Consider the following 18,737-nt stretch of genomic DNA (forward strand, 5'->3'; position numbering starts at 1 on the left):
AAACGAGAACATGCGATTCGAGACCGTGGTGCTGGACCTCGCCGGGACGACCGTCGTGGACGACGGCCTGGTCGAGCTGGGCTTCGAGCGGGCCTTCGACCGGGTGCTGCCCGGCGACCCGGGCCGCGCGGCCGCCGTCGAGCACGTGCGGGCGACGATGGGGCAGTCCAAGATCGAGGTCTTCCGCGCCCTCGCCGACGAGGCCACGGCGCAGCGCCTCAACCAGGCCTTCGAGCAGGCCTACGGCGAGCTGGTCGAAGAGGGCCGGTGCGCGCCCATCCCCGGCGCCGAGAAGGCCGTCCGCGAGCTGCGCGAGCGCGGCCTGGCCGTGGTCTTCACCACCGGGTTCGGCCGCGCCACGGCGGACGCCGTCGTCGGCGCCCTCGGCTGGCGGGACCTGGCCGACGCCGTGCTCACCCCCGCGGACGCGGGCCGTGGCCGCCCGGCCCCGGACCTCAACCTGACCGCGCTGCTGCGGACCGGCGCCGGGTCCGTCGACGCCCTCGTCGTGGTCGGCGACACCGAGTCGGACGCCGCGTCCGGCGTCGCCGCCGGGGCCGGCCTGGTCGTCGGCGTCCTCACCGGCGGCCGCGCCGAGCCGGCGCTGCGGGCCGCGGGCGCGCAGCACGTGCTCGGCAGCGTCGTCGAGCTCCCCGCCCTCATCGACGCCGTCACCGACGGCCGGCGCTGACGTGGGCGGCGACGTGGGCGGCGGCACCGTGCGGTTCGCTCGCTGGGACGGCGCCGGATCGCCCTTCCGCGTCGTCAGCACCGCGCTGCCGGCGCGGCTGGACGCCGGCGAGGTGCTGGTCGAGGTCGAGCTGGCCACGATCTGCGGCAGCGACCTGCACACCGTCGCCGGCCACCGCCCCGCCCCGACGCCGACCGTCCTCGGTCACGAGCAGGTCGGCCGGGTCGTCGCCGCGGCCCCCGGCGCCCCGGTCCGCCCGGGCGACCGGGTGGTCTGGTCGGTGACCGTCTCCTGCGGCGCGTGCCCCCGCTGCACGCGCGGCCTGGAGCACAAGTGCGTGCGGCTGCGCAAGTTCGGCCACGAGCCCGTCGACGGCGGCTGGACCCTCAGCGGCGGCTTCGCCACCCACGCGGTCCTGCCGGCCGGGACCACGATCGTGCCGGTCCCCGAGGACCTGCCCGACGTCGTGGCCGCACCGGCGTCCTGCGCGACCGCGACGGTCGCCGCGATGCTGGACGCCGCACCGCCGCTGCCGGGCCGCGTGCTCGTCACCGGCGCCGGCCTGCTGGGCGTCACGGCCGCCGCGATGTGCGCCACGGCGGGCGCCGAGGTCACGGTCAGCGACCCGGATCCGGCCCGGCGCCGGCTCGCCACCCGCTTCGGGGCCGACCGCGTGGCCGCCCCCGGCGAGCCGCTGACCGGCTTCGACGTCGCCCTGGAGCTGTCCGGCTCGGCCACCGCGGTCGAGGGCTGCCTGGCCGCCCTGGACGTCGGCGGCCACGCGGTCCTCGCCGGCTCGGTCTCCCCCGGCCCGCCGGTCACGATCGCGCCGGAGCGCTTCGTGCGCAACCTGCTGACCGTGACCGGCGTGCACAACTACCGCCCCGGCCACCTGCGCCGGGCCGTCGCGTTCCTCACCGGGCACGCCGGCCGCTTCCCGTTCGCCGAGCTGGTCGGCGAACGCTTCGCCCTGACCGACCTCGACCGCGCCTTCGCGGCGGCCGGCCGGTCACCGGCGCTGCGCCAGGCCGTCGACCCGCGTCGCTGACCACGCCGCCACCGGACCGGACCGGCCCTCGCCGGACGCCCGCCAGACCCGCCACCGGACCGGCCTGGCCCTTGCAAGGAGGCCGCCGGACCGGTCGCAGCGCGATCGCGCCGCGACGCGGCCGGTCCGATGGGTGCCGCGTCAGGCGGCGCGGTCGACCGGGAACACCAGGTGGGTGACCCGGTCGCCCTGGATGCAGACGGTCGGGTCGCCGAGCAGGGCGTCCCCTGCGGCGAGGTCGCCGAAGAACGGCCGGCCCTTGCCCATCACGACGGGCACCAGGTCGACCGCGACCTCGTCGAGCAGGCCGAGCTCCAGGCACTGCCCGGCGATCGTGCCGGCGGTGACCGCCACGATCCGGTCGCCGGCGATCTCCTGGGCCTTCGCGACCGCCGCCGCGACGCCGTCGGTGACGAAGTGGAACGGGGCACCCGGATGCGCCGCCACCCATTCGGCGGGCACCTGATGGGTGACCACCACGACCGGCATGCCCATCGTGTGCTGCCCGCCCCACCCGTCGGTGAAGTCGAAGAGCGTCCGCCCGCAGACCAGCGCACCGATCTGCGAGACCCACTGCGTCCAGTAGTCGGCGCTCGGCCGGCTCACGTGGAACGTGAAGTGCCCGGCCACGGTGGGCAGCTCCACGTCCCCGTTCTGGAACCAGTCGAAGAGACGCCCGATCGTGTTGTCGTCCTTCGCGATGTACCCGTCCAGCGACATCGACGCCGATGCCACGACCTTGCCCATGCATCCTCCTTCGTCCCGGACGCCACCCGAGGAGCCAGCATGCACCATGGCCGGCCCGCACCGGCGGCGATCAGCAGGACGATCAGCAGGACAGGGTGCCGCTGCGCAGGGCGTGGCCGCCGTCGTTGCTGTCGTCGGCCCACAGGACCTGCTTCGTGCCGCCCGAGCACGCGGGGCTGAAGGCGAGGCCCTCGTTGTTGTAGTTCGACATGCCGGAGGGGCGGTTGTAGGTGGCGGTCGGGGTGAAGGTGCCCTGCGCGTTGATGGTCAGGGTGGTGGAGCGGCCGGAGCAGGTGTCGTCGCAGGCGGCCCACAGGCGGCCGGTCGACGGCTCGTACTCGAGGTCCATGACGGCGGCGAGGCCGCTCGGGAACGCGGCGACCCGGGTGTAGCCGGTGCCCGCGAGGTTCAGCGCATACGCGTAGACGGTGCCGGTGGCCTCGGCGCCGACGAGGTACAGGCCGGTGCCGTGGCCGGCGTACGACGACGGCGTGTAGGCGCCGCCGGTGCGCTCGTCGCGGAAGCCCGCCGCCACGAGGGCGGTGTCCGGCACCCACGCGATGGCCTCCAGGCCGCTGTTCGCGGCGGTGCCCGGCAGGTCGGCGGTGAGGTTCCACTCGGCGGAGGCGTTCACCGTGCTGCCGGAGGGGTTGTACCGCAGGATCTTCTGCAGGCTGGTGCCGCTCTTGGCGTTGTCCCGCTCGGTCACCACCATGATCCCGTCGGGGGTGACGACGACACCCTCGGCGTCCGGGTCGCCGCTGCCGTTGGCGTAGCGCAGCGTGTACGTGGCCGCCTTCTGCCACGTCGTGCCGTTCGGCGTCAGCCGGTGCAGCGTGCCGGCGCCGTTGCGGACCGCCCAGACGACGGACGCGGACTCGTACGACAGGCCGCTGAGGTTCTCCCCGAAGGCGTTGCTCGCGTCGGCGTCGGCGACCGCCGACCCGCCGGGCCAGGCGGCCGGGGGCGGCGGCGGGCACGCGTTCGCGGTGCCCTTCGTGGCGGCGCTCGTGGTGACGAAGCTGCCCGTGCCGTTCGGGCAGCGGCCGTACGTGCTGCTCGCGTGGCTCGACCAGGTGTAGGAGTCGGCGAGGGTGCCGCCGGGCTCGTACAGGCGGACGCTGTCGGCGCTGCCGAGGCCGAACGCGCTCTCGACGTCGACGGCGAGGTACGCGCCGGGCGCCAGGCTCACGCCGCCGCCGATGACGTACTGGTGGGCGTCGTCGTTGTCCTTGACGACCCATCCGGCGAGGCTGACCGCGGTGGTGCCGGTGTTGGTCAGCTCGACCCAGTCGCCCGGGCTGCCGCCGCTGGACTCGACCTCGTTGATCCGCACGCCGGTCGCCGCCGCGTGCGCCGCGGGGGCGGGCAGCAGCGGGACGGTCAGCGCGGCGACGATGACAGCTGTGAGGGACTGGCGAACACGCACGAAGGACGCTCCAGACATGGACGGGTGTCGAAGTTCGCAGCCTTCCTGACGGCGACGTCGGCCCGTTGAACGCGCCGCGAACAGCGCCCGTCGCGCCGGCAGCTTCTCCCGCCCTCGGCTCCGGTCAGCGGGAGCGGATCAGCCGGCCGGGAGCTCCACCGTCAGGTGCGTGCCGCTGCCGGCGGGGCTGTCCAGGTGCAGCAGGCCACCGAGCGCCGCGACCCGGGCGGCGACCATGACGATCCCGCCGCCGATGACCGGCTGCGCGCCGCCGACGCCGTCGTCCGCCACCGCCACCTGCACCGTCCGGCCGTGCCGCTGGACCGTGACGACCGCCCGCCGGGCGTGCGCGTGCCCGGCGACGTTGGCGAGGGCCTCGCAGATCACCGCGTACGCCGTCGAGGCCACCGCGTTCGCCGCCGGCCCGACGTCCACGGTCACGACGACGGGGAACGGCATGGCCGCGGCGAGCCCGCGCACCGGCCCCCCGAGGTCGGGCCCGGCCATGCCGTCGGCGAGCACCAGGTCGCACAGGCCCCGCAGCGCGTGCCGCAGCTCGGTCCCGGCCCGCGCCCGCGCCTCGGGGCCGGTCGCCACGCGGGCGGCCGCGGCCAGGTCCCGCACCCGCTGGTGAGCCGCGTCGTCCCGCCCGCCGCCGGCGCCGTGCAGAGGCCGGCTGGTGCCGTCCGGGGCGCGGCCGGTGCCGTCGGGGTCGGCGCCTCCGCCGGAGCCGGCGCCGGAGGTCTCGTCGCGTCCGGCGGGCGCGGACCGCTCGCGCCGCCGGCGCGGACCGGTCGTGCTGAGCCACGGGCCGAACATTCCCTCGCCACCTCACCCTTCCCCCGGGCGGACAACACCCGTACAGACAAAGGGCGGATCGCCGGGCCGGCGCGTTACCGGCGCGGGCGGCCCGGGAACCCGGACCGCCCGCGGTGCCGCTCAGCTCAGGCGGCGGGCAGCGTCGTCGTCCACAGCACCGCGCCGTCGAGGTCGCGGAGGCGGACGGTCAGCGCCCTGGTGTGCGGGTCGATGTCGACCTGCCCGAAGTGCTGGAATCCCTCCATCGGCGAGGCGTTCGCGCGCGGTGGGGCGTGCACGAACGCGGCCTGCGGCCCGAACGTCGCGTCGAGGGCGTTCGGCCCGAACGCACCCGCGTTCGCCGGCCCGGACACGAACTCCCAGAACGGCGTGAAGTCCTGGATCGCGGCCCGCGCGGGGTCGTAGTGGTGGGCGGCGGTGTAGTGCACGTCCGCGGTGAGGAAGACGATGCCCCGTACACCGTGACGGTGCGCGGCCTGCAGCACCGACGCGAACTCGAGCTCCCGCCCCAGCGGCGCGCCCGGGTCGCCCTGCGCGACGCCCTCCTGCGCCGCGGCGCCGTCGGGGACGACCAGGCCCAGCGGCAGGTCGATCGCGATGACCTTCCACGTCGCCCGCGAGCTGAGCAGCTCCCGGGTCAGCCAGGCCCGCTGCTGCGCGCCGAGCAGGCCCCGGGACCGGTCGGCGTAGGTGTTGCCGTCGTTGGCGTCCTTGAAGGTGCGCATGTCGAGCTTGAACAGGTCCAGCAGCGGGCCGTAGGACACCTTGCGGTACACGGGCCCGGGGCTGATCGGCTGCCACTCGTAGAACGCCTGCCTGGCGCGGGCGGCGAGCACGTCGACGCGCTTCTCCGTGTACCGCGCGTCGTCGAGGATCTGGCCGGGGAACCAGTTGTTGCGGACCTCGTGGTCGTCCCACTGGTTGAGCTGCGGCACCTCCGCGGTGAAGGCACGCAGGTTGGCGTCGAGCAGGTTGTACGCGTACTGGCCGCGGTACTCCTGCAGCGTCTCGGCGACCTTGCTCTTCGCCTCGGTCGTCACGTTGCGCCACACCCGCCCGTCGGGCAGCGCGACGGTCTCCGGCACCGGCCCGTCGGCGTAGACGGTGTCGCCGCTGCACAGGAAGAAGTCGGGGCGCACGTCGCGCATCGCGCGGAAGATGCGCATGCCGCCCACGTCGGGGTTGATGCCGTAGCCCTGGCCGGCGATGTCACCGGTCCACACGAACCGCACGCCCTCGTGCCGGGCCGGGATGCGCAGCGAGCCACCGACCGGCTCGCTCACCCGGCCGTGCCCGGCGTCGGCGCGGACCCGGTAGTACGTGCGGCGCCCCGGCACCAGGCCGTGGATCCGCAGGCTGCCGGTGAAGTCGCTGCCGGCGGCGAGCACGGGGCCGCGCAGCGTCCGCGCGTGCCGGAAGTCGGGGCGGTCGCTGAGCTCCACGAGCATCCGCCCGGCCCGGTCGGCCCGGGTCCAGATGTTCGCCGCCGAGCCGAACGCGTCGCCGCTCTGCACACCGTGGGTCAGCACCGGCCGGCCGTCGGGCACGAACGCGACGGACGGCGTGGCCGGCAGCGCGGACGCCGTGACGGCACCGGCCGCGACGGCCGCCGAGGTGCCCAGCACCCGCCGGCGGTTCCAGGTTCCAGAAGTCATGCCCTTGGTCTACGCGAGCGGGCCGATCGACCGATGCCATCGACGTGAACGGCTCCGGACCACTTCCCGGCCGCAGCGTTACCGGCGTCGCGGGGGCGCCCGCCGTCGGACGGCGCTCGTCAGCGACCCGTGAGGAGCGCCGCGAGGTCGGCGGGGTGGGTCATCGGGGCGTCGTGGTCGCTGTCGATGAGGTGGTACGGGGTGCCGGCCGCGTCGAGGCGGGCGCGGGTGACGGCGGCCGGGTAGCCGGGTGGGGTCGCGGTGCAGAAGATGTGCGTGCGCGGCACCGACGCCGAAGCCGCCGTGTGCGCGGGCATGGGGTCCAGGGAGGGGGCGAGCGGGGTCGGGCAGAGGCGGGCGTTCATCCAGGCGGCCGTGTCCTCGTCGAGGCCGGCGCCGGCCTGGAGGGGCTTCGGTTGCAGCCACAGGTCGCGGGGCAGGTCGGGAACGGGCCCGAGGAGGGCGGCGGCGCGCTCGCCCGGCAGGGGCTCGGGCGCGTCGACGAAGACGAGCCTGGCCAGGCGGCCGGCGCACCTGGGCGCCGCGGCGGCGATCGCGATGCCGCCCTGGCTGTGGCCGGCGAGGACGACGTCGTGCAGGTCCTCCTCGGTCAGGAGGTTGGCGACGTCGAGGGCCCAGGTGTCCAGGGAGGGCGGCTCGGCGGTGAGGTGGCGGCGGTCGCCCATGCCGGTCAGCGACGGCGTGTGCGCCTCGTGACCGGCGGCCGTCAGCAGGCGGCGGACCCGCGACCACGACCACGCGCCCCGGAAGGCGCCATGGACCAGGACGAACACGGTCACGGCCGGTCCTCCAGCACGACCTCGCCGGTCATGCGGGGATAGGTGTCGTACGGGCGGAGATGCTCGTACATGGCTTCGGTGTGCTCGACGTAGCCGGGTGTGCGGGTCGCCTCGGCGTAGGACTCCGCCGTGTCGAAGAGGCGGATGTGGGTGAAGTGCGTCGGGTCGTCGGCGTCGCGCACCAGCCAGCGGCCCCGGAAGCCGGGATGGGCGGCGAAGTAGTCGGCGAACCGCGCGGACAGCGCGACGTACGCGTCGGCGTGGCCCTCCGCGTCCCGGGTCCAGGCCTGGCTGACGACGACGTGCATGGGACTCCCCTCGTTCCGCTGTGAGAACCGATGTTTCCATCTGGACGCGGTCTGCGGAAGCCCCCGGGCTACCCGATGACGTCGGACGGCGGGCGGCGGTTCGTGAAGCACGTCGACGGTGCGTAGCCGAAGCGGAGCACGAGCTGCGGGTCGTGGGACCGGTGCAGGGCGAGCCGCACCTGCTCGCGCACGCCCGGCACCTCGATCGGCTGGGAGAACAGCGCGGCGGTCAGGCCGAGGTCGGCGGCGAGCAGCAGCAGCCGCTGCAGCACGATGCCGGCGCGCAGCTCGTCGGCGGGCCGGTCGCCGTGGACGCCGAACACGGCGACGACCGGGCCGCGGCCGGGGTCGCGGGTGTCCTCGTGGCCGGGGCCGCCGAAGTCCCGTCGGGTCATCAGCTCCCCCGGGTGTGGCGTGGCGCCGGCCGCCTGCGGCCCGACACCCTCCACGTCCTGGTCGGCGCCGGTGCTCCAGGCGCGCAGTTCGGCCAGGTACCGGGGGTCCGCGCGCAGCTCCGTGTCGGCCTCATGGGTGAGCGCCGCCAGGGCGTGCAGGTCCGGTCCGTCCTCGACCAGGTCCAGCCAGCCGCCGTCCGACTCGACCTGCCGCACGAGCTGGGTGGTGACGTCGGCGGCGACGGCGGTGTCGGCGAACGGCGACCGGTTGGTGTGCCGGCGCCAGATCTGCCAGTGCAGGCGGCGCTCCAGCGGCGTCGGCGGCCGCGGTACGGCCGGCGTCAGGTGCAACACGCCCGCATGGGTCGCGACGTCCGCGGGCGCCTCGGCGACCGCGAGTGACAGGGCGAGGTTGGCCGCCGCGGCGCCGCACGACACGCGCGCGGCCCGGCCGTCCGGGTCCGTGGCCGGCAGCGCCCTCGCCGGGTCGACGCGCACCTCGATGCCGCCCTCCGTGCGGCGGAAGCGCCACGGCTGGCTGTTGTGGATCGACGGCGCCCGCACGGCGTCGCCGACCGCGGAGACGAACGTGTCCTGGTCCCACATGGATGCCCCCCGGCGGGTGCGCACGGTATCTGCCGGGTACGACGCTTCCCCGGGACGCCGGGCGACCGCCAGAGGCGAAGGTCCCGTCCACCCTCTCTCCGGGGTCAGGCGGGGGGTCAGGCGGGCTTGGGCTGGCCGTGCAGGATCGTCAGGAGCATCGGCTCGGTGTTCAGCGTGACCTGCAGCGTGTGCAACGGCGTCGTGCCGGGCCACACGATCTTCGCCCGGCCGACCACCACCTGCGGCAGCGACAGGTGACTGGGCTTCGGCAGCAGGCTCTTCACGTTGCCGGCGAGGATGTTGACCAGCTCGCCGAGCGCGTCGGCGCAGTCGTCGGCGTTGGCGCTCGCGGGGTCGACGTCGAGCATCGCGCCGGCGACCACCCCCGCGACCGGCAGCCCACAGCGCAGCACGGCGAGGCCGTTCCACGCGCCGGCGAGGCCGATGCTGGCCGTCACGTCCGCGGTGTCCGCCGGCGGCTCCGGGGCGGGCGTCACCTCCGGCGCGCAGTTCAGGTACGCCGTCCACACCTGCCAGACGATGCCCCGCACGTCGTCCTCGGACAGCGACGGCTCCGGGTCCACGAGACCACCCCCGGTGGTCCCATCGGCAGGCCCGCGCCCGGCTTGAGGTCCCGCGAACACGGGACTTCCGGCCCGTTCGCACCGGCGCCGCGGCGGCAACACTGAAGTCGTCAAGGACACCGACTGGAGGCCCGAAATGAGCGCCGCATCCGTCCACCACACCCCCGTCAGCCACCTCGAGCGGGTCGAAGCCCCCGGCAGCATGCTCACCAAGACCGCCGCGAAGGCGCTCGCGGTGCTGCGGATCGGCACCGGGTTCGTGTTCCTCTGGGCGTTCCTCGACAAGACGTTCGGCCTCGGCTACGCGACCCCGTCGGCGAAGGCCTGGATCAACGGCGGCTCGCCCACGAAGGGCTTCCTGAGCTCCGTCGACGTCGGCCCGCTGCAGTCGGCGTTCCACGCCATGGCCGGCACCTGGTGGGCGAACTGGCTGTTCATGCTCGGCATGCTCGGCGTCGGCCTGGCCCTCATCGCCGGGATCGGCCTGCGGATCGCCGCCGCGTCGGGCGCGCTCATCATGGCGATGATGTGGCTGGCGGAGTTCCCGATCGCGCAGCACACCGCGGCCGGCGCCGCGAGCGGCTCGACCAACCCGTTCGCCGACTACCACCTGGTCTACGCGGTGGTGCTGGTCGTCCTCGCCGCCGCGTACGCCGGCCACACCTGGGGCCTCGGCCGCCTCTGGGCCAAGCTCCCCTTCGTCCAGCGCAACCGCTGGCTCATCTGACCACCCCTTCGACGAACGGCCCGGGACCTCGCGTCCCGGGCCGTTCGTATGCGCCGGTCATGCCGCCCGGGCTGCACCCACTCAGGCCCGGCGGATCGGCATGTGCGTCGTCGCCGGTGGCCCGCCGAGGAACGCCGCGACCAGGCCGGTGCACAGCTGCGGCCGCTCGATCAGCAGCGTGTGCGAGGCGCGTGGCACCACGGCGAGCTCGGCGTCGGGCAGCCCGCGGTAGAGCTCCAGCGTGTGCTCCAGGGAGACGGCGTCGTCGTCGCCGACGAGCACCAGCGTGCGGCAGCCGACCGCCCCCAGGTCGGCCGCGGTCAAGGCCAGGTCTCCCGCCTCCGCCGACTCGGCGATCCGCTCGACGACGGAGGCCAGCTGCCCCGGTCCGTCCGGCGATACCTCGGCGTGCTGGTCGTAGATGACCTGCGGGATGTCCGCCGGCGAGGCGGGCGGCAGCACCCAGCCGTCCTGGTGGAAGGCGCCGCTGATCAGCACCAGCCGGGACACCAGGTCCGGGCGGGCCAGCGCCGTCAGCAGCGCCACCACCGCGCCCGCGCTCTGCCCGACCAGGGCGGCCGGTCCACCCACCACGGTCTCCAGGAACGCGACCATGTCCGCGGCCATCACCTGCGGGCTGAGCGGGCCACCCGGGTCCGGGGTGTGCCCGTGGCCGCGCCGGTCCGGAAGGTAGAGCCGGAACGATTCCGCCAGCGCGTCCAGGTTGCCGGCGAAGCAGCGCGAGTGGACGATCGCGCCGTGCAGCAGCACCACCGGCTCGCCCGTGCCACGCTCGTCGTACCACATACGCATGCCGTCGCCGTCCACGTATCGCCGCACCGGGACCTCCCCGCCGTCCGCCCGCGACCGATCATGCCGCACGGTGGCGCTGCCGACTCAGCTGGGGCGGGCGCCCAGCTGCTCGACCTTCTCCGTCGGGCCGGAGACGATCAGGGTGTCGCCGCGCTGGATGACGGTGTCGGGCAGGGCGGTCTCCGCCTCCTCGCCGGCGCGCTTGACGGCGACGACGGTGATGCCGTGCCGGGTGCGCAGGGCGAGCTGGGTCAGGGTCCGGCCGATCATGTCGTCGGGCGGGCAGACCTTGGCGATGGCGTAGCCGTCGTCGAACTCGATGAAGTCCAGCAGCTTGCCGGTGACGAGGTGCGCGACGCGGACGCCCATGTCGGCCTCGGGGAAGACGACGTGCCGGGCGCCGACGCGCTCCAGGATGCGGCCGTGCTTGGCGGAGATGGCCTTGGCCCAGATCTCCTCGATGCCGAGCTCGGTGAGGGCCAGGACGGTCAGGACGCTCGCCTCGATGTCGGTGCCGATCCCGACGACGGCGCGGTTGAACTCGGGGACGCCGATCTGGCGCAGGGCCTCCTCGTCGGTGGAGTCGGCCTGCACGACGTGGGTGAGGACGTTGGCCAGCTTCTGCACGATCTCGGCGTTCTCGTCGATGCCGAGGACCTCGTGGCCGAGCTCGGTGAGCGACTCGGCGACCTGCCCGCCGAAGCGGCCGAGGCCGATGACCACCACGCCGCCCGACGCGTCGCTCTTGCCCATGGAGCCTCCCCGGAAACGTCACCCGATGATCGGCCGCTCCTCGGGCAGGCGGTAGCGCAGCTTCCGGTGCCGCAGCGCGATCGCGGAGGCCACCGTGATCGTACCGACCCTGCCGATGAACATCAGCGCGACGAGCGTCAGCTGGCCGGCCGGCGGCAGGGACGCGGTGATGCCGGTGGACAGCCCGGCGGTGGAGAACGCGGCGGTCGCCTCGAACAGCACCCGGTCGAACGGCAGCGCGGTGATCAGCAGCAGGACCAGCGTCCCCAGCGCGACGATGCCGACGCCCAGCAGCGCGACCGTGACCGCCTGCCGGACCGTCTGCGCCGGGACCCGGCGGGCGCCGACGTTGACGTCGTCCTCGCCCCGCACCTCGGCCCAGATGACGAACGCGAGCAGGAAGAACGTGGTGACCTTGATACCGCCGGACGTGCCGGCGCTGCCGCCGCCGATGAACATGAGGACGTTGGTGAGGGCGAGAGTCTCCGGGCGGGCCGCCGCGTAGTCGATGCTGTTGAACCCGGCGGTGCGGGGGCTGACACCGGAGAACGTGCCGCCGACGAGGGTCTGCCACCAGTTGAGCGGGCCGAGGGTCGCGGGGTTGGACCATTCGAAGGCGGTGACCGCGCCGGCGCCGACGAGCAGCAGGATCGCCGAGCCCCAGACGGTGAGGCGGGTGTGGATCGACCAGTACCGCGGCTTGCGCCACTCCCGGTAGAGCTCCAGCATCACGGGGAACCCGAGACCGCCGAGGACGACGGCGACGGCGACGGTGCCGCAGATCCACGGGTCGCCGACGAAGCCCATGAAGCTGTCGGAGTACAGCGTGGTCCCGGCGTTGTTGAAGGCGCTGACCGCGTGGAAGACGCCGTGCCAGAGCGCGGTGCCGAACGAGTCGTCGTAGGTGGTGCGGAAGCGGACGGTCAGCACGGCGGCGACCACCAGCTCGAAGCCGACCATCATGGCCAGGACCCGCAGCAGCAGCGCCCGCACCTCGCCGAGGTTGAGCGAGCGGGTCTCGGCCTGGGCGACGAGCCGGGTGCGCAGCGCGAGCCGGCGCGAGACCATCAGCCCGAGGACGGTCGCGAAGGTCATGATGCCGAAGCCGCCGACCTGGATGAGGCCGAGGATGATGCCCTGGCCGGCCGGTGACCAGTAGGTCGCCGGGTCGACGGTGCTCATGCCGGTGATGAACACCGACGACGCGGCGGTGAACAGCGCCACCAGGAACGGCGCGGGCTCCCCGGCGGCGCGGGCCGCGGGGAGCATGAGCAGGCCGGTGCCGACGGCGAGCGCGGCCAGGAACGCCGTCGGCAGCAGGCGGGTCGGGTGCCGCAGGGCACGGAGCATGGGGAAGATCCTATGGCCGCGGCGGCGGTCACACGCTGCTCGCCGCCAGCTCCCGGGCGTCGGTGGCCTGCGCCGGCACGTCGTGGGAGACCTCCGGCAGCCAGCCGAGCCAGCGGGGCAGCCACCAGTTGCGCTCGCCGAGCAGGGCCATCGTGGCCGGCAGGAGCACCGCCCGGACGATCGTCGCGTCGAGCAGGACCGCCGCCGCGAGCCCGACGCCGAGCTCCTTGGTGGAGACCAGGGGCAGCGTGGCGAACAGCGCGAACACCGCCACCATGACCGCGGCGGCGCTGGTGATGACGCCGGCGGTGGCGGTGATGCCCTCGGTGACCGCCTGCCGGGTCGGCAGCCCCCGGTCGTGGCCCTCGCGGATGCGGCTGACGACGAAGACGTGGTAGTCCATCGACAGGCCGAACAGGATGACGAAGAGGAACAGCGGCATCCAGTTCGTGATGCCGTCGGCGGCCCGGAAGTCCAGCAGCGACTCGAAGTGGCCGTACTGGAAGACGAACACCAGCATCCCGTAGGCCGCGGCGACCGACAGCAGGTTGAGCACCACGCCGGTGACGGCGACGACGACCGACCGGAACGACACGAGCAGCAGCAGGAACGCCAGCCCCAGCACGAACCCGAAGACCAGCGGCATGGAGCCGGCGAGCTGGTCGTTGAAGTCCTTCGAGCCGGCGGTGCCGCCCGTGACGCCGACCCACGCGCCCGGCTGCTTCGCGAGCGTCGCGGGGATGACCGTCCCGCGCAGGGCCGCCAGGGCCTCCTCGGAGGCGCGGTCGCTGCCGGTACCGGAGAGGCCGACGCTGATGACGGCCACATCGCCGGCGGGGTTGACGGTCACCGTGACCGGCTCGTGCAGCTTGCCCGTGGCGAGCGCCTGCCGCTTGAACTCCGCCACCGCCGCGTCCCACCCGGCTCCGGTGACGGCGGGCGCCTTGACGACGACCTCGGCGGGCCCGGTGCCGCCGGGGAACGCCGCCTGGATCGCCAGGAACGCCTGGGTGATCGGCGCGCTCGGGGACAGGTCCTCGACGCCCTCACCCTTGGTGCGCAGGTCCAGCGCGGGCGCGGCGAGCACGCCGAGCGCGGCGACGGCGACGACGGTGGAGACCAGCGGGCGCTTCAGCACCAGCCGCAGCACCGCACCCCAGACGCGGCCTCCGCCGCCGCGCCGGCGGTACAGGCCGGGGATCTTCCCGAGGTCGACCCGGTCGCCGAGCGCGGACAGCAGCGCCGGCAGGACGGTCAGCGAGCCGAGGACGGCCGTGGCGACGACGAGGATGGTGCCGACGGCGAAGCTGACGAACGTCGTGTCGCGGGTCAGGAACATGCCGGCCATGGCGACGATGACGGTCAGCCCTGAGACCCAGATCGACCGGCCGGACGTCTGCGCGGCGATGACCAGGGCCCGGTGCGGGTCGACGCCGTTGCGCCGCTCGTCGCGCTCCCGGCGGATGTAGAACAGGCAGTAGTCGACGCCGACGGCGAGCCCGACCAGCAGCATGACGTGCATCGTGGTGTCGACGGCCGGCGCGAGGTGGCTGGCGAACGCGAGGAGCCCGACCGCCCCGACGACCGCGGTGACGGCCAGCCCGACGGGCAGCAGCGCCGCGACGATCGCGCCGAACGCGACGAGCAGGATGCCGAGGGTGACCGGGATCGACAGCATCGACAGCCGGTTCAGGCCCTCGTCGAGCTCGTCGCCGATGAGCTTGTCGCCGCTGGCGTCGCCGGCCTCGGCGATGTACAGCTGTGGGTGCGCGCGCTGCACGCCGGCGACGGCGTCGAGGACCGGCTGGATGCGGTCCTTGGCGGTCTCCGGGTCGCCGCGCACGGTGAACGTGAGCAGCACCGACCTGCCGTCCTCGGAGGTGACCGGCGCCGCGACGGGCTCGGTGGCGCCGGTGCCGTTCACGGCGGCGGTGACCTCCGCGACGGCGGCCTCGAGGTCCGGGTCGTCCACTGTGGACTTACTGGTGACGATCACCATCTCGCCGGCGCCCTGCTCGGGGAAGCCGGCCTGGGCGACGATCCGGTCGGCGCGGCCCGACTCGCCGTTGCCGAAGTCGCCGCTGCCCGCCTCGACCATCCCGGCCTGCCCGCTGAGCGCGGTGACCCCGACGACGAAGACGAGCCATCCGATGATGGCGAGCGCGCGATGGCGGGCGCTCCACACCGCGACCCGCGCCGCGATGCCCTTCACGTTGTCCCTGGATTCCATGCTTGGAACGCTATTGAGGCGCCCGCCCCGGATCGATCCGGCGGACCGGCGGACCCGGGGTGGGGCGGGCGGGCGGCGGCCCGGTAGGGACAGCCCTACCGTCCGCGCAGCTGGCGGGCGGCCCGAGCGAGCCAGGCGTCGACCGCGGCCCGGTCGAAGCCGCGGAACGCGACCGGCAGGCGCGCGTCGCCGATCGCCCGCAGCGCGTCGGCCCTCCGGGCGGCGTCGCCGCTCGCGATCGCACCGGCGACGAGGGTGAACAGCGCGTCGGTCTCCGCGGGGCGGTACCCGCGCAGCACGACCGGCAGCTCGACGGCCGCCGCCCAGACCGGGGCGGGGCCGGCGCCGGGATCCGGCTCGGCGGTGCGGGAGGCCGCCAGCCAGGCGTCGACCTGGACCGGCGAGTAGCCGCGGAGCACCACCGGCAGCCGGCCGGCCGCGCGCACCGCGGCGGCGATCCGGTCCCGGTCGCCCGCGGCCGCCTCGACCGCCCGCACCAGGGCGTCGACGGCACGCCGGTCGTACCCGCGCAGGACGACATCGAACGCAACCATGCACTGCATTGTCGGCGACCGGGTCAACCACCGCGGCGGAGATGCCGGCCGCACGGCGGCGGTCACCGCGGCGCCTGGCCGACGCCCGGCCCGCTCGCCGGACGCCGTCAGCCGCGCCTGCGGCGCACGACGACCGTGAGCTCCCACGCGAGCAGGGCGACCGTCACCAGCAGGACACCGCCGCCGACCAGCATCGACTTGCTGTCGGCGGCCCTGGCCTCGGCGCCGCGGGCGAACACCCGCAGGTCCTCGCCGCCCGGCAGGCGGACCTCGTAGTGGGAGCCGCTCACGCCGGCGTCGACGGCCGTCACACCTTCCGGGGCAATGCCGATCACGTCACCCGCGCCCTCCGGCCACCGGGCCGTGCAGGTGATGTGCGACCGCTCAAGCTGGTCGATGTCCTCCACGCACGTGCCGACGTGCGCGGTGGTGAGCGACGCCCCGCGCAGGTACTCGCCGAGCCCGCCGCGGCCGGTCAGCAGCGGCACCAGACTGAGCAGGCAGAAGGCGAGCAGCACCCATCGCGCGAACCTGAGCATGTCCCCGTCCCCACATCCGCGAGCGCCGACAGCGGCACCGTACATCAATGCGTGCGGCGGTAGGGTCCCCGTCATGACGGTTGTCGCACGCGTCGGCTCGGTCACGCTCGACTGCCCCGACCCGCGGGCCCTGGCCGACTTCTACCAGGCGGTCACCGGCGCGGACCGGGAACACGACGGCGACGACGCCGTCGCGCTCGCCGCGGTGCCGCCCGGCGGGATCAACCTGTGCTTCCAGCGGGCCGCCGACCACCGGCCACCGCGCTGGCCGGACCCCTCCGCTCCGCAGCAGTTCCACCTCGACCTGTACGCCGACGACCCGGCCGCCGCGCTGGCCCGCATGATCGAGCTCGGCGCGACTCTCGCCCCGCACCAGCCGGGCGAGGACCGCTGGACGGTCCTGCTCGACCCGGCCGGCCACCCGTTCTGCCTCGCCGCCGCGCCGTGATCGGCGGTGCGGGGCGCCGCCACCCTTCGGCGCGGCGACGCCGACGTTGCGTCCTTGCCCCACAGTGGCGGTAGGCGAGCGTGAGGGGACACCATGCAAGAGCTGTCTGCGCTTGCGGGCGCGGTCATCGGCACGGTCCTGGGCTTCATCCTGTCGAATCTCGGTGAACGGGCCCGCTGGCGCAGGGATCAGCGCGTGCGATGGGATGCGGCCCGGCTGGCCGCGTACACGGAGTACTGCAACGCCGTCAAGAAGATGGTCCACCTCTCGACCGGCATGGCTCGCACACGAGGGCTCCCGCACTCGTCGGACCTGGTGCCGCTGGAACGCGGCCAGGTGGAGCTGGCCGCAGCGGCAGGCCTGCGGGCACAGGTGTGGGAGACAGTTCTCCTGCTCGGCAATCCGGAAACCATCGAGGCCGCGCGCGCCTGGCACCAGAGCGTGTGGCAGCTGGAGTTCTTCGCCCGCGGAATACTGACCGGAAGGGACAACTGGGCACATGCCCTCGACGAGTTCGAGCTCACCAGAAAGGCGTTCTACCGGGCCGCGCGCACAGACCTCGGGCTTGCCGGGGACATTCCGACCTCGTCCTGGCCACCGCCATGGCTCGACCGTCTCGAGCCGGAGCAGAGGGCCGCGGTGGTCAGCTCGACCGATCCCCGGTGAGCCCACCCTGTTACGCCTGGCCTCGCCTTTCGTGAGGGGTGCTGGTCAACGTCGCGCTGCTCGGCGGGCTGGCCCTCAACGCCGCCTCGTCCCGGCCCGCTCGGCCTGCCGTCCCGCGTGCCGGTCAGCCGCCGCCGCAACCGCCCGCCGTAAGCGCTAGCCGGCCTCGGGCTCGTGCAGGTCGTACCCGCGCTCGCGTAGCTGCTCGATCACCCGCGGCCGGGTCAGCGACAGCACGTGCGTCTCCACCTCGGCGTCGCGCAGCAGCTCGGCGTAGACCTCGTGGACCAGGGCGTCGACCTCGGCCCGCGGGGCGTCGGGGAACCGCTCGGACAGGATGTCGGCCTCGCGCCGCAGTGCCGTGTCGATGTCGCCCAGGTGAGCGACCCCGTCGTGACCGGTCATCGGATTCCTTCCGTGGATACTCCGGCCTTCAGGCCGGGAAGGAAACGGAACTCCTGCGGAGCAGGGCAGGGAAGGCCGATCCGCCGCCAAGGCGGATCGGCGCTTGCCCGGGTGTCACCGCAAGGTTCACCATCCAGGCCGTTATCGTGTGGGCCGTGTCCAGGGCTGTGAAGCGGGCGTTCAAGTACCGCTTCTACCCGACCCCCGGGCAGGCCGCCGAGCTTGCTCGGACGTTCGGGTGTGTCCGACTGGTCTACAACCTGGCGTTGCAGGCCCGGACCGAGGCGTGGACGCTGCGCCAGGAACGGGTCAACTACAACGCCACCAGCGCGATGCTGACCGCGTGGAAGAAGACCGACGAGCTGGCGTTCCTCAACGAGGTCTCCTGCGTGCCGTTGCAGCAGACGCTGCGCCACTTGCAGGTGGCGTTCACGAACTTCTGGGCGAAGCGGGCCAAGTATCCGACGTTCAAGTCCAGGAAGCGGTCGCGCCGCTCGGCGGAGTACACGACCAGCGCGTTCCGGTACCGCGACGGCCGGCTCACCCTGGCCAAGATGACCGAACCCCTGGACATCGTATGGTCCCGGCCGCTGCCCGAGGGAGCCTCGCCGTCCACGGTGACCGTGTCCCAGGACACCGCCGGCCGCTGGTTCGTCTCGCTGCTCTGCGACGACCGGGTCGAGCCAGTCCCGGCCACGGGCGCGGTCGGTGTCGACGCAGGGCTCCGTGCGCAACATGATCCGAAACCACCGCCTGGCTCGCGCCGTCTCCGACGCGGCCTGGCGGCAGTTCCGCACCATGCTCGAAGACAAGGCCGGATGGCACGGCCGCACCCTGGTCGCCGTGGACCGCTGGTTCCCGTCGTCCAAGCTGTGCTCGACCTGTGGTGCGCTCGCTGAGCGGATGCCGCTGCACGTGCGGTCGTGGACCTGCCGGTGCGGGCACACCCACGACCGCGACGTCAACGCAGCCCGCAACATCCTCGCGGAGGGGCTCTCCGTGATCGCCTGTGGAGGCGGTGTAAGACCTCAACGAGAGTCCTCTCAGACGAGGCAGTCGCCGGTGAAGCAGGAACCCCCTGGGGTGACCCAGGGAATCCCCGCCCTTTAGGACGGGGAGGACTGTCAAGATTGCATCGTCCTCTCACTCGTGTCTCTGCCGTCTCATGCC

General features: G+C 73.9%; 21 protein-coding genes and 1 pseudogene. 7 read left to right on the forward strand and 15 right to left on the reverse strand.

From position 1 onward, the window contains the following. Nucleotides 1-10 precede the first annotated feature (10 nt). Nucleotides 11-691, forward strand: a complete 681-nt coding sequence (locus tag ABZ321_RS36390; RefSeq protein WP_354899935.1) for an HAD-IA family hydrolase — start codon at nt 11-13, stop codon at nt 689-691. A gap of 1 nt (nt 692) precedes the next feature. Next, a complete protein-coding gene (locus tag ABZ321_RS36395) occupies nt 693-1,739 on the forward strand; it encodes a zinc-binding dehydrogenase (RefSeq protein WP_354899938.1) in 1,047 nt (348 codons plus the stop codon). A 141-nt stretch (nt 1,740-1,880) separates the two neighbouring features. On the opposite strand, the gene ABZ321_RS36400 is transcribed toward ABZ321_RS36395, so the two are convergent. The 8 genes from ABZ321_RS36400 to ABZ321_RS36435 all read right to left on the reverse strand — a co-directional run bounded on the left by ABZ321_RS36400 (nt 1,881) and on the right by ABZ321_RS36435 (nt 9,082). After that, a complete protein-coding gene (locus ABZ321_RS36400; RefSeq protein WP_354899941.1) occupies nt 1,881-2,486 on the reverse strand; it encodes a dihydrofolate reductase family protein in 606 nt (201 codons plus the stop codon). A gap of 82 nt (nt 2,487-2,568) precedes the next feature. Continuing rightward, complete coding sequence (locus ABZ321_RS36405; protein WP_354899944.1) at nt 2,569-3,915, reverse strand: lamin tail domain-containing protein; 1,347 nt, start codon at nt 3,913-3,915, stop codon at nt 2,569-2,571. A 138-nt stretch (nt 3,916-4,053) separates the two neighbouring features. Then, nucleotides 4,054-4,734, reverse strand: coding sequence for a hypothetical protein (locus tag ABZ321_RS36410; protein ID WP_354899947.1), 681 nt, complete (start codon nt 4,732-4,734; stop codon nt 4,054-4,056). Nucleotides 4,735-4,859: 125 nt separating this feature from the next. Then, entirely contained in the window at nt 4,860-6,389 is a 1,530-nt protein-coding gene (locus ABZ321_RS36415; protein WP_344514597.1) for an alkaline phosphatase D family protein, read from the reverse strand. 119 nt (nt 6,390-6,508) lie between these two features. Further along, on the reverse strand, nt 6,509-7,189 hold the full coding sequence (locus tag ABZ321_RS36420; protein ID WP_354899950.1) for an alpha/beta hydrolase family protein: 681 nt from the start codon (nt 7,187-7,189) through the stop codon (nt 6,509-6,511). Beyond that, the gene (locus tag ABZ321_RS36425) at nt 7,186-7,497 is read right to left on the reverse strand and encodes an antibiotic biosynthesis monooxygenase (RefSeq protein WP_354899953.1); all 312 of its coding nucleotides are present in this window, start codon (nt 7,495-7,497) and stop codon (nt 7,186-7,188) included. Before ABZ321_RS36425 ends, ABZ321_RS36420 begins: the two co-directional genes overlap by 4 nt. A gap of 68 nt (nt 7,498-7,565) precedes the next feature. Continuing rightward, nucleotides 7,566-8,498 (reverse strand): nitroreductase, encoded by a 933-nt coding sequence (locus ABZ321_RS36430; RefSeq protein ID WP_354899956.1) that lies wholly within the window; start codon nt 8,496-8,498, stop codon nt 7,566-7,568. A 116-nt stretch (nt 8,499-8,614) separates the two neighbouring features. After that, a complete protein-coding gene (locus ABZ321_RS36435) occupies nt 8,615-9,082 on the reverse strand; it encodes a chemotaxis protein CheX (RefSeq protein ID WP_354899959.1) in 468 nt (155 codons plus the stop codon). Between the two features lie 136 nt (nt 9,083-9,218). Between ABZ321_RS36435 and ABZ321_RS36440 the strand changes: the two genes are divergently transcribed. Then, a complete protein-coding gene (locus tag ABZ321_RS36440; protein ID WP_344514588.1) occupies nt 9,219-9,809 on the forward strand; it encodes a hypothetical protein in 591 nt (196 codons plus the stop codon). A gap of 81 nt (nt 9,810-9,890) precedes the next feature. On the opposite strand, the gene ABZ321_RS36445 is transcribed toward ABZ321_RS36440, so the two are convergent. The 6 genes from ABZ321_RS36445 to ABZ321_RS36470 all read right to left on the reverse strand — a co-directional run bounded on the left by ABZ321_RS36445 (nt 9,891) and on the right by ABZ321_RS36470 (nt 16,048). Continuing rightward, nucleotides 9,891-10,649 carry an alpha/beta hydrolase gene (locus tag ABZ321_RS36445; RefSeq protein WP_354899962.1) on the reverse strand — a complete coding sequence of 253 codons (759 nt, stop codon included), beginning with the start codon at nt 10,647-10,649 and terminating at the stop codon, nt 9,891-9,893. A 57-nt stretch (nt 10,650-10,706) separates the two neighbouring features. Beyond that, complete coding sequence (locus ABZ321_RS36450) at nt 10,707-11,375, reverse strand: TrkA family potassium uptake protein (RefSeq protein WP_344514584.1); 669 nt, start codon at nt 11,373-11,375, stop codon at nt 10,707-10,709. An 18-nt stretch (nt 11,376-11,393) separates the two neighbouring features. Further along, nucleotides 11,394-12,725: a potassium transporter TrkG gene (locus tag ABZ321_RS36455; protein WP_354899965.1), complete on the reverse strand. Its 1,332-nt coding sequence runs from the start codon at nt 12,723-12,725 to the stop codon at nt 11,394-11,396. A 28-nt stretch (nt 12,726-12,753) separates the two neighbouring features. Then, nucleotides 12,754-14,955 (reverse strand): MMPL family transporter, encoded by a 2,202-nt coding sequence (locus ABZ321_RS36460; protein WP_344514580.1) that lies wholly within the window; start codon nt 14,953-14,955, stop codon nt 12,754-12,756. A 95-nt stretch (nt 14,956-15,050) separates the two neighbouring features. Continuing rightward, nucleotides 15,051-15,509: a hypothetical protein gene (locus ABZ321_RS36465; protein WP_354899969.1), complete on the reverse strand. Its 459-nt coding sequence runs from the start codon at nt 15,507-15,509 to the stop codon at nt 15,051-15,053. Nucleotides 15,510-15,616: 107 nt separating this feature from the next. Continuing rightward, complete coding sequence (locus tag ABZ321_RS36470; protein WP_354899972.1) at nt 15,617-16,048, reverse strand: hypothetical protein; 432 nt, start codon at nt 16,046-16,048, stop codon at nt 15,617-15,619. A 73-nt stretch (nt 16,049-16,121) separates the two neighbouring features. Between ABZ321_RS36470 and ABZ321_RS36475 the strand changes: the two genes are divergently transcribed. Both ABZ321_RS36475 and ABZ321_RS36480 read left to right on the forward strand, forming a co-directional pair. After that, complete coding sequence (locus ABZ321_RS36475) at nt 16,122-16,496, forward strand: VOC family protein (protein ID WP_354899975.1); 375 nt, start codon at nt 16,122-16,124, stop codon at nt 16,494-16,496. A gap of 93 nt (nt 16,497-16,589) precedes the next feature. Next, entirely contained in the window at nt 16,590-17,162 is a 573-nt protein-coding gene (locus ABZ321_RS36480; protein WP_344514572.1) for a hypothetical protein, read from the forward strand. A 156-nt stretch (nt 17,163-17,318) separates the two neighbouring features. On the opposite strand, the gene ABZ321_RS36485 is transcribed toward ABZ321_RS36480, so the two are convergent. Next, nucleotides 17,319-17,567: a three-helix bundle dimerization domain-containing protein gene (locus ABZ321_RS36485; protein ID WP_354899978.1), complete on the reverse strand. Its 249-nt coding sequence runs from the start codon at nt 17,565-17,567 to the stop codon at nt 17,319-17,321. 167 nt (nt 17,568-17,734) lie between these two features. Here ABZ321_RS36485 and ABZ321_RS36490 point away from each other — a divergent pair. Both ABZ321_RS36490 and ABZ321_RS36495 read left to right on the forward strand, forming a co-directional pair. Beyond that, nucleotides 17,735-18,233: pseudogene (locus ABZ321_RS36490) on the forward strand (transposase); the annotation flags it as partial. 69 nt (nt 18,234-18,302) lie between these two features. After that, nucleotides 18,303-18,677: a transposase gene (locus tag ABZ321_RS36495; RefSeq protein ID WP_354899981.1), complete on the forward strand. Its 375-nt coding sequence runs from the start codon at nt 18,303-18,305 to the stop codon at nt 18,675-18,677. Nucleotides 18,678-18,737: the final 60 nt, after the last annotated feature.

Source organism: Dactylosporangium sp. NPDC006015 (assembly GCF_040614215.1).
Taxonomy (GTDB): Bacteria; Actinomycetota; Actinomycetes; order Mycobacteriales; family Micromonosporaceae; genus Dactylosporangium; species Dactylosporangium maewongense.

What these genes read in the sequence shown, in the direction of transcription:
- ABZ321_RS36390 (WP_354899935.1), top strand. Translation starts at nt 11, where the DNA reads ATGCGATTCGAGACCGTGGTGCTGGACCTCGCCGGGACGACCGTCGTG.
- ABZ321_RS36400 (WP_354899941.1), bottom strand. Translation starts at nt 2,486, where the DNA reads ATGGGCAAGGTCGTGGCATCGGCGTCGATGTCGCTGGACGGGTACATC.
- ABZ321_RS36410 (WP_354899947.1), bottom strand. Translation starts at nt 4,734, where the DNA reads ATGTTCGGCCCGTGGCTCAGCACGACCGGTCCGCGCCGGCGGCGCGAG.
- ABZ321_RS36415 (WP_344514597.1), bottom strand. Translation starts at nt 6,389, where the DNA reads ATGACTTCTGGAACCTGGAACCGCCGGCGGGTGCTGGGCACCTCGGCG.
- ABZ321_RS36425 (WP_354899953.1), bottom strand. Translation starts at nt 7,497, where the DNA reads ATGCACGTCGTCGTCAGCCAGGCCTGGACCCGGGACGCGGAGGGCCAC.
- ABZ321_RS36430 (WP_354899956.1), bottom strand. Translation starts at nt 8,498, where the DNA reads ATGTGGGACCAGGACACGTTCGTCTCCGCGGTCGGCGACGCCGTGCGG.
- ABZ321_RS36440 (WP_344514588.1), top strand. Translation starts at nt 9,219, where the DNA reads ATGAGCGCCGCATCCGTCCACCACACCCCCGTCAGCCACCTCGAGCGG.
- ABZ321_RS36450 (WP_344514584.1), bottom strand. Translation starts at nt 11,375, where the DNA reads ATGGGCAAGAGCGACGCGTCGGGCGGCGTGGTGGTCATCGGCCTCGGC.
- ABZ321_RS36455 (WP_354899965.1), bottom strand. Translation starts at nt 12,725, where the DNA reads ATGCTCCGTGCCCTGCGGCACCCGACCCGCCTGCTGCCGACGGCGTTC.
- ABZ321_RS36460 (WP_344514580.1), bottom strand. Translation starts at nt 14,955, where the DNA reads ATGGAATCCAGGGACAACGTGAAGGGCATCGCGGCGCGGGTCGCGGTG.
- ABZ321_RS36465 (WP_354899969.1), bottom strand. Translation starts at nt 15,509, where the DNA reads ATGGTTGCGTTCGATGTCGTCCTGCGCGGGTACGACCGGCGTGCCGTC.
- ABZ321_RS36470 (WP_354899972.1), bottom strand. Translation starts at nt 16,048, where the DNA reads ATGCTCAGGTTCGCGCGATGGGTGCTGCTCGCCTTCTGCCTGCTCAGT.
- ABZ321_RS36475 (WP_354899975.1), top strand. Translation starts at nt 16,122, where the DNA reads ATGACGGTTGTCGCACGCGTCGGCTCGGTCACGCTCGACTGCCCCGAC.
- ABZ321_RS36480 (WP_344514572.1), top strand. Translation starts at nt 16,590, where the DNA reads ATGCAAGAGCTGTCTGCGCTTGCGGGCGCGGTCATCGGCACGGTCCTG.
- ABZ321_RS36485 (WP_354899978.1), bottom strand. Translation starts at nt 17,567, where the DNA reads ATGACCGGTCACGACGGGGTCGCTCACCTGGGCGACATCGACACGGCA.
- ABZ321_RS36495 (WP_354899981.1), top strand. Translation starts at nt 18,303, where the DNA reads ATGATCCGAAACCACCGCCTGGCTCGCGCCGTCTCCGACGCGGCCTGG.